The organism is Pseudomonas sp. NPDC088885 (genome assembly GCF_044750025.1).
Lineage (GTDB): Bacteria > Pseudomonadota > Gammaproteobacteria > Pseudomonadales > Pseudomonadaceae > Aquipseudomonas > Aquipseudomonas rustica.
This window is the reverse complement of record NZ_JBIVJB010000112.1, coordinates 1-8051: the sequence shown is the minus strand read 5'-3', so window position 1 is coordinate 8051 and position 8051 is coordinate 1. Positions and strand designations below refer to the sequence as shown.

At 58.6% G+C, this 8051-nt stretch carries 6 protein-coding genes and 1 pseudogene (1 of these 7 running past the window's edge); 6 read left to right on the top strand and 1 reads right to left on the bottom strand.

The features are described 5' to 3' along the window. The 6 genes and pseudogenes from lepA to pdxJ all read left to right on the top strand — a co-directional run. A pseudogene (gene lepA / locus ACIP1X_RS25325) lies at positions 1-1749 on the top strand (translation elongation factor 4) (it extends 41 nt beyond the left edge of the window). Between the two features lie 5 nt (positions 1750-1754). Beyond that, on the top strand, positions 1755-2609 hold the full coding sequence (gene lepB / locus ACIP1X_RS25320) for a signal peptidase I (RefSeq protein ID WP_053117392.1): 855 nt from the start codon (positions 1755-1757) through the stop codon (positions 2607-2609). Between the two features lie 183 nt (positions 2610-2792). Next, positions 2793-3482, top strand: coding sequence for a ribonuclease III (gene rnc, locus ACIP1X_RS25315; protein ID WP_053117395.1), 690 nt, complete (start codon positions 2793-2795; stop codon positions 3480-3482). Then, positions 3475-4377: a GTPase Era gene (era, locus tag ACIP1X_RS25310; protein ID WP_400755638.1), complete on the top strand. Its 903-nt coding sequence runs from the start codon at positions 3475-3477 to the stop codon at positions 4375-4377. Before rnc ends, era begins: the two co-directional genes overlap by 8 nt. Before the next feature lie 166 nt (positions 4378-4543). Then, on the top strand, positions 4544-5233 hold the full coding sequence (gene recO, locus ACIP1X_RS25305) for a DNA repair protein RecO (protein WP_400652385.1): 690 nt from the start codon (positions 4544-4546) through the stop codon (positions 5231-5233). A 207-nt stretch (positions 5234-5440) separates the two neighbouring features. After that, positions 5441-6187, top strand: coding sequence for a pyridoxine 5'-phosphate synthase (gene pdxJ / locus ACIP1X_RS25300; RefSeq protein WP_400755637.1), 747 nt, complete (start codon positions 5441-5443; stop codon positions 6185-6187). 84 nt (positions 6188-6271) lie between these two features. Here pdxJ and mltF read toward each other — a convergent pair whose 3' ends face one another. Beyond that, positions 6272-7732, bottom strand: coding sequence for a membrane-bound lytic murein transglycosylase MltF (gene mltF / locus ACIP1X_RS25295; protein WP_082341386.1), 1461 nt, complete (start codon positions 7730-7732; stop codon positions 6272-6274). Positions 7733-8051 lie beyond the last annotated feature (319 nt).

Here is an 8051-nt window from a genome sequence, read left to right as displayed (position 1 = left end):
CATGGCAAGTCGACGCTGGCCGATCGCTTCATCCAGATGTGCGGCGGCCTGGCCGAGCGTGAAATGGAAGCCCAGGTACTGGATTCCATGGATCTGGAACGTGAACGCGGGATCACCATCAAGGCCCACAGCGTCACCCTGTACTACACCGCCAAAGACGGTATCAAGTACCAGCTGAACTTCATTGACACCCCGGGCCACGTCGACTTCACCTACGAAGTCAGCCGTTCCCTGGCCGCGTGTGAAGGTGCACTGCTGGTGGTCGACGCCGGTCAAGGCGTTGAAGCCCAGTCCGTGGCCAACTGCTACACCGCCATCGAGCAGGGCCTTGAGGTCATGCCGGTATTGAACAAGATCGACCTGCCACAGGCTGATCCTGATCGCGTCAAAGACGAAATCGAGAAGATCATCGGCATCGATGCCACCGACGCCGTCACCTGCAGCGCCAAAACCGGCCTGGGTGTCGACGAAGTGCTCGAGCGTCTGGTGCACACCATTCCTGCGCCGACCGGCAACATCGAAGATCCGCTGCAAGCGTTGATCATCGACTCCTGGTTCGATAACTACCTGGGCGTTGTCTCCCTGGTGCGTGTGCGTCATGGCCGCGTGAAGAAGGGCGACAAGATCCTCGTCAAGTCCACCGGCAAGATCCATCTGGTCGACAGCGTTGGCGTGTTCAACCCGAAGCACACCGCTACTGCTGACCTGAAGGCCGGCGAAGTGGGCTTCATCATCGCCAGCATCAAGGACATTCACGGTGCACCGGTCGGTGACACCCTGACCCTGAACTCGACCCCGGACGTTGAAGTGCTACCCGGCTTCAAACGCATCCAGCCGCAGGTTTACGCCGGTCTGTTCCCGGTCAGCTCCGATGACTTCGAAGATTTCCGCGAAGCGCTGCAGAAGCTGACCCTCAACGACTCGTCGCTGCAATACACCCCGGAAAGCTCCGACGCACTGGGCTTCGGCTTCCGTTGCGGCTTCCTCGGCATGCTGCACATGGAAATCATCCAGGAGCGCCTCGAGCGCGAGTACGACCTGGACCTGATCACCACCGCGCCAACGGTAATTTTCGAACTGGTTTTGAAGACCGGTGAAACAATTTACGTCGACAACCCATCCAAGCTACCGGATGTGTCGTCGATCGAAGACATGCGTGAGCCGATCGTGCGCGCCAATATCCTGGTGCCGCAGGAGCACTTGGGTAACGTCATCACCCTGTGCATCGAGAAGCGTGGCGTTCAAGTCGACATGCTGTTCCTCGGCAATCAGGTGCAGGTCACTTACGACTTGCCGATGAACGAAGTGGTACTCGACTTCTTCGACCGTCTCAAATCCACCAGCCGCGGCTATGCTTCGCTGGATTACCATTTCGATCGTTACCAATCGGCTAATCTGGTGAAACTGGACGTGCTGATCAACGGCGACAAGGTCGACGCTCTGGCGCTGATCGTGCACCGTGACAACTCGCACTACAAAGGTCGCCAGTTGACCGAAAAGATGAAAGAACTGATTCCTCGTCAGATGTTCGACGTGGCGATCCAGGCCGCTATTGGCGGTCAGATCGTGGCACGGACAACCGTCAAGGCGCTCAGAAAGAACGTATTGGCCAAGTGCTACGGCGGTGACGTTAGCCGTAAGAAAAAACTGCTTGAAAAGCAGAAGGCCGGTAAAAAACGCATGAAGCAGGTCGGCAACGTGGAAATTCCACAAGAAGCCTTCCTTGCAGTGCTCAGGTTGGATAGTTAGGTCCTATGTCACTAAATTTCCCGCTGTTGCTGGTCATCGCCGTGTTCGTCTGCGGCCTGTTGGCGTTGCTTGATCTGTTGATCCTTGCACCGCGTCGGCGTGCCGCCATTGCCTCTTATCAGGGCAGTGTCGGTCAGCCAGATGTCGTGGTGGTCGAGAAACTCAACAAAGAGCCGCTGCTGGTTGAATACGGCAAGTCGTTCTTTCCGGTGTTGTTCATCGTGCTGGTGCTGCGTTCGTTCCTCGTGGAACCGTTCCAGATCCCGTCCGGTTCGATGAAGCCAACCCTGGACGTCGGCGACTTCATTCTGGTGAACAAGTTTTCTTACGGGATCCGCCTGCCGGTGATCGACAAGAAAATCATCGAAGTCGGTGACCCACAGCGTGGCGATGTCATGGTGTTCCGCTACCCGAGTGACCCGAACGTCAACTACATCAAGCGTGTAGTCGGCCTGCCGGGCGACACGATTCGCTACACCGCTGACAAGCATCTGTTCGTCAACGGCGAGTCGATTGCCGAGCAGATGATCGGCTCCGAGCCGGGCACCCTGGGCAGTGCAGAGCTCTATAAGGAAAAACTCGGCGCTGCCGAGCACCTGATCCGCAAGGAAATGAGCCGCTACCGCGCCACCCCGGATCGTTCGTGGACAGTGCCTGCCGGGCACTACTTCATGATGGGCGACAACCGCGACAACTCGAACGACAGTCGCTACTGGGATGATCCAAAGATTCCCAAGGATCTGCTGGGCATGGTTCCCGACCAGAATATCGTCGGCAAGGCCTTCGCGGTCTGGATGAGCTGGCCGGAACCGAAACTCAGTCACCTGCCGAATTTCTCGCGGGTTGGCCTGATCAAGTAATCACACACGGCGCTGTTGAACACAGCGCCGAATGCATTTCTGGCGTCGACACAATCGGCTCCGGGGCATGAAGCCAACGATATTCAGGATGTAATTTTTGAACACAGCGTTAATTGTCCCAGGCCCGCGCCGTACCCCGGCGATGGCGGTGGAATCCAGCTTTGAACACAGCGTGGGTAAACCGTGAGCGCCTCATTAAGCCGTCTCGAGCGACAGCTCGGTTACACCTTCAAGGATCAGGAGCTGATGCTGCTGGCCCTCACGCACCGCAGTTTTGCCGGGCGCAACAACGAACGCCTGGAATTCCTCGGCGATGCCATCCTCAACTTCGTCGCTGGCGAGGCGCTGTTCGATCGCTTCCCGCTGGCCCGCGAAGGCCAATTGTCGCGTTTGCGCGCACGTTTGGTAAAAGGTGAGACGCTGGCCGTACTGGCGCGCGGTTTCGACCTTGGTGATTATTTGCGTCTGGGTTCGGGTGAACTGAAGAGTGGCGGTTTCCGTCGCGAATCGATTCTGGCCGATGCCCTCGAAGCCCTGATCGGCGCGATCTACCTCGATGCCGGCATGGACATGGCGCGCGAACGCGTCCTGGCCTGGCTCGCTGGCGAGTTCGAAGGTCTGACCCTGGTCGACACCAACAAGGATCCGAAAACCCGCCTGCAGGAACACCTGCAATCGCGCGGTTGCGATTTGCCACGCTACGAAGTGGTGGATATCCAGGGCGAGCCGCACTGCCGAACCTTCTTCGTCGAGTGCGAAGTTGTCTTACTGAATGAAAAAAGCCGAGGTCAGGGTGTGAGTCGTCGTATTGCCGAACAGGTAGCGGCCGCCGCAGCACTGATTGCCCTGGGCGTGGAGAATGGCAATGACTGATACAAACGCAACTCGCTGTGGCTATGTTGCCATCGTCGGCCGTCCCAACGTGGGCAAGTCCACGCGGCTGAACCACATCCTGGGCCAGAAGCTCGCGATCACCTCGCGCAAGCCGCAGACCACTCGCCACAACATGCTCGGGATCAAGACCGAGGGTGACGTGCAAGCGATCTACGTCGACACCCCGGGCATGCACAAGGGTGGCGAAAAGGCGTTGAACCGCTACATGAACAAGACCGCTTCGGCGGCGTTGAAAGACGTCGACGTGGTGATCTTCGTGGTCGATCGCACCAAGTGGACCGACGAAGACCAGATGGTTCTGGAGCGCGTGCAGTACGTGACCGGCCCGCTGATCGTCGCACTGAACAAGACCGATCGCATCGAAGACAAGGCCGAGCTGATGCCGCACTTGTCGTGGTTGCAGGAACAGCTGCCGAACGCGCAGATCATTCCGATTTCGGCGCAACACGGGCACAACCTTGAAGCGCTGGAAAAGGTGATTGCCAACCACCTGCCGGAAAATGATCACTTCTTCCCGGAAGACCAGATCACCGACCGCAGCAGCCGTTTCCTTGCCGCCGAACTGGTGCGCGAGAAAATCATGCGCCAGATGGGCGCCGAGCTGCCGTACCAGATCACCGTCGAGATCGAAGAATTCAAGCAGCAGGGCAAGACCCTGCACATTCACGCCTTGATCCTCGTCGAGCGTGATGGCCAGAAGAAGATCATCATCGGCGACAAGGGCGAGCGCATCAAACGCATCGGCACCGAAGCGCGCAAGGACATGGAGCTGCTGTTCGACTCCAAGATCATGCTCAACCTGTGGGTCAAGGTGAAGGGCGGCTGGTCCGACGACGAGCGTGCATTGCGTTCGCTGGGTTACGGCGACCTGTAATCACCGAACCAGAGACCACCGATACCCACTGTGGGAGCGAGCCTGCTCGCGAAGAGGATGTAACATTCAGCCTTGATGTTGATTGTCACTCCGCCTTCGCGAGCAGGCTCGCTCCCACAGTGGTTTTAGGTTGTGTGTAAAACTGCGTTTCTTCATCGAGAACTCAATGTCGCAAACCCCACCTCCCGCCCAACCCGCCTACGTCCTGCACTCTCGCGCCTATCGCGAAACCAGTGCCTTGGTGGATTTCCTCACGCCGCAAGGTCGGCTGCGGGCGGTGTTGCGCAGTGCGCGGGGCAAGGCCGGGACGTTGGCCCGGCCGTTCGTGTCGCTGGAAGTCGAGTTTCGCGGCAAGGGCGAGCTGAAGAATGTCGGGCGCATGGAAAGTGCCGGCACTTCGGCGTGGCTCAATGGTGAGGCGCTGTTCAGCGGACTCTATCTCAATGAACTGCTGATCCGTTTGCTCCCTGCTGAGGATCCACACCCCGGTGTATTCGATCACTACGCCGCGACCTTGCTGGCATTGGCCGAAGGTCGGCCGCTGGAGCCGCTGCTGCGTTCCTTCGAATGGCGTTTGCTGGATGATCTCGGTTATGGCTTCTCGCTGAACACCGATATCCACGGCGAATCGATAGCCGAAGACGGCCTCTATCGCCTGCAAGTGGATGCCGGCCTGGAGCGCGTTTTTCTGCTGCAACCCGGCCTGTTCAACGGCGTCGAATTACTCGCCATGGCCGAAGCCGACTGGACTGCACCGGGCGCACTCTCCGCAGCCAAGCGCCTGATGCGCCAAGCCCTCGCCGTCCACTTGGGCGGCCGTCCTCTCGTTAGTCGCGAGCTGTTTCGCAAGCCCTAAGGGTCTGTTTACGTCTGGACGCGGCGCAACGGGCGCTGGCTGCGCGCAGGGCCGCGTTGCTCGGAACTCATTTGGCGCAACCAAACTTCGTTCCTCGCGCCTTGCCCTGCACTCAGCCAGCATCCCGTTGCCGCCGCGCCCAGACGTAAACAGACCCTTCACCGTGTATGCTGTGCGCCGAATCTTTTTCTTCAGGAGCGCGCACCCGTGACCACCAGCAATCGCATTCTTCTTGGCGTGAACATCGACCACGTCGCCACCCTGCGTCAGGCCCGTGGTACGCGCTATCCGGATCCGGTCAAGGCTGCGTTGGACGCGGAAGAGGCGGGCGCTGATGGCATCACTGTTCACCTGCGAGAAGACCGCCGGCACATTCAGGAGCGCGACGTACTGCTGCTCAAGGATGTGCTGCAAACCCGCATGAACTTCGAAATGGGCATCACCGAAGAAATGATGGCGTTCGCTGAGCGCATTCGTCCGGCGCACATCTGCCTGGTGCCGGAAACCCGTCAGGAACTGACCACCGAGGGCGGTCTGGATGTCGCGGGGCAGGAAGAACGGATCAAGGCTGCGGTTGAGCGTCTGTCGAAGATCGGCAGCGAAGTGTCGCTGTTCATCGATGCTGATGAGCGGCAGATTGCAGCGTCGAAGCGCGTTGGCGCACCGGCGATCGAACTGCACACCGGGCGTTATGCCGATGCTGAAACCCCGACGGAAGTGGCTGAAGAACTGCAGCGCGTTGCGGATGGCGTGGCGTTTGGTTTGGCGCAGGGTTTAATCGTCAATGCCGGCCATGGCCTGCATTACCACAACGTTGAGGCGGTGGCGGCGATCAAAGGGATCAACGAGCTGAACATCGGCCATGCGCTGGTGGCGCATGCGTTGTTCGTCGGCTTCAAGTCCGCTGTGTCCGAGATGAAAGCGCTGATACTGGCTGCTGCGCTCAAGGGCTAAGATCAAAAGATCGCAGCCTTCGGCAGCTCCTACAGGTGTACACATAACCCTGTAGGAGCTGCCGAAGGCTGCGATCTTTTGCTTTTAAAGCGGGGCAGGTTCTTGAGCGGGTTTTGACTTGTCGATGCCAGGCACATGCAGATTGCCCTCAGCCACTTGATCACCCTCAAGCTGCGGCTGCGTCACCCAGGTCAGAATGTCGTAATAACGACGAATGTTCGCCACAAAATGCACCGGTTCGCCGCCCCGGGCATAGCCGTAACGGGTTTTGCTGTACCACTGTTTCTGCGCCAGACGCGGCAGGATCTTCTTCACGTCCAGCCACTTGTCCGGATTCAAACCTTCTTTGGCGGTCAGTTTGCGCGCGTCATCGAGGTGGCCGCTGCCGACGTTGTACGCCGCGAGGGCGAACCACGTGCGATCCGGTTCCTTGATCGAATCGTCGAGCTGATCCTTCATATAAGCCAGGTACTTGGCGCCGCCCATGATGCTCTGTTTCGGATCAAGTCGGTTCGACACGCCCATCGCCTGCGCGGTGTTCTGCGTCAGCATCATCAGCCCGCGCACACCGGTTTTCGAGGTGACCGTCGGTTGCCACAGCGATTCCTGATAACCGATCGCCGCCAGCAGACGCCAGTCGACTTTCTCTTTCTTCGCGTAATTCTTGAAGTGCTGTTCGTACTTTGGCAAGCGCTGCTGCAAGTGCTGGGCGAAGGTGGTCGCGCCCATGTAACCGAGTACGTCAACGTGGCCGTAGTAGCGATCTTTCAGGCGTTGCAGGGTGCCATTCTTTTGCACCTTGTCCAGATACGCGTTGATCTCGTTGAGCAGGCTGTTGTCTTCGCCCGGGGCCACGGCCCAGCTCTGGTTGCTGGCATCGCCAAGGTCGAAGGCGACGCGGATGTTGGTGAAGTACACCTGGTTCATCGCCACTTCGTTGGAATCGACGAGGGTCAGGTCGATCTGGCCTTCATCGACCATGCGCAGCAGATCGACCACTTCAACCGCGTCGGATTCTTCGTATTCAATGCCGGGGAATTTCTTTTTCAGCTCCGCCAGTTGCTCGGCGTGGGTGCTGCCCTTGAGCACCATGATCTTCTTGCCGACCAGATCGCCGGCGTCGGTAGGGCGCGACTGGCCGTTGCGATAAATGATCTGCGGGGTGACTTCTAAATAAGAGTGGGAGAAACGCACCTGTTGCTTGCGATGCTCGCTGCTGACCAGACCGGCGGCGGCGAGTACCGGGCCGTTGGGTTTGCCGATCTGATTGAAAAGATCGTCGAGGTTGTCGGCGGTCTCGATCTTCAGCTCGACCCCCAAATCGTCGGCGAAGCGCTTCACCAGCTCGTATTCGAAGCCGGTTTCACCGCTGCGATCCTGAAAGTAGGTGGCGGGGCTGTTGCGTGTAATCACGCGCAGCACACCATCCTCCTTTATGCGCTCCAGCGTGTTGGGTTTATCAACACAGCCACTGAGCATCAGGAAGAGTCCGGTTGCGATCAGCCATTTGGCGTACCGCGGACGCAAAGCCGTTGGGAAAAACATGTGCGCAGTATACGCAAACGGCCACTGGCGCCATATCTCGACAGTGCAGGATGACTCTGCTGGCCGTCACAAAATCGCACGAAACCCAGCAGGAACGGGGCTTCGCGGGTTTTTGTTACAGTAAAAATAAGCAGCTCTCAAACCGCCGATTTACCTGACTCCGGAGTCGGAAACACAGATTGATACCCGAGTGCAACCGTGCGTAGCGTTTCGGGTGATGTTGAGGGCGGTTTAGGCTAGAATGCACGGCCTCAAAGCACACCCCTTCCCGAGGCTGTCCCGAAGATGTTGATCCTGCGCGGCGCTCCTGCCCTTTCTG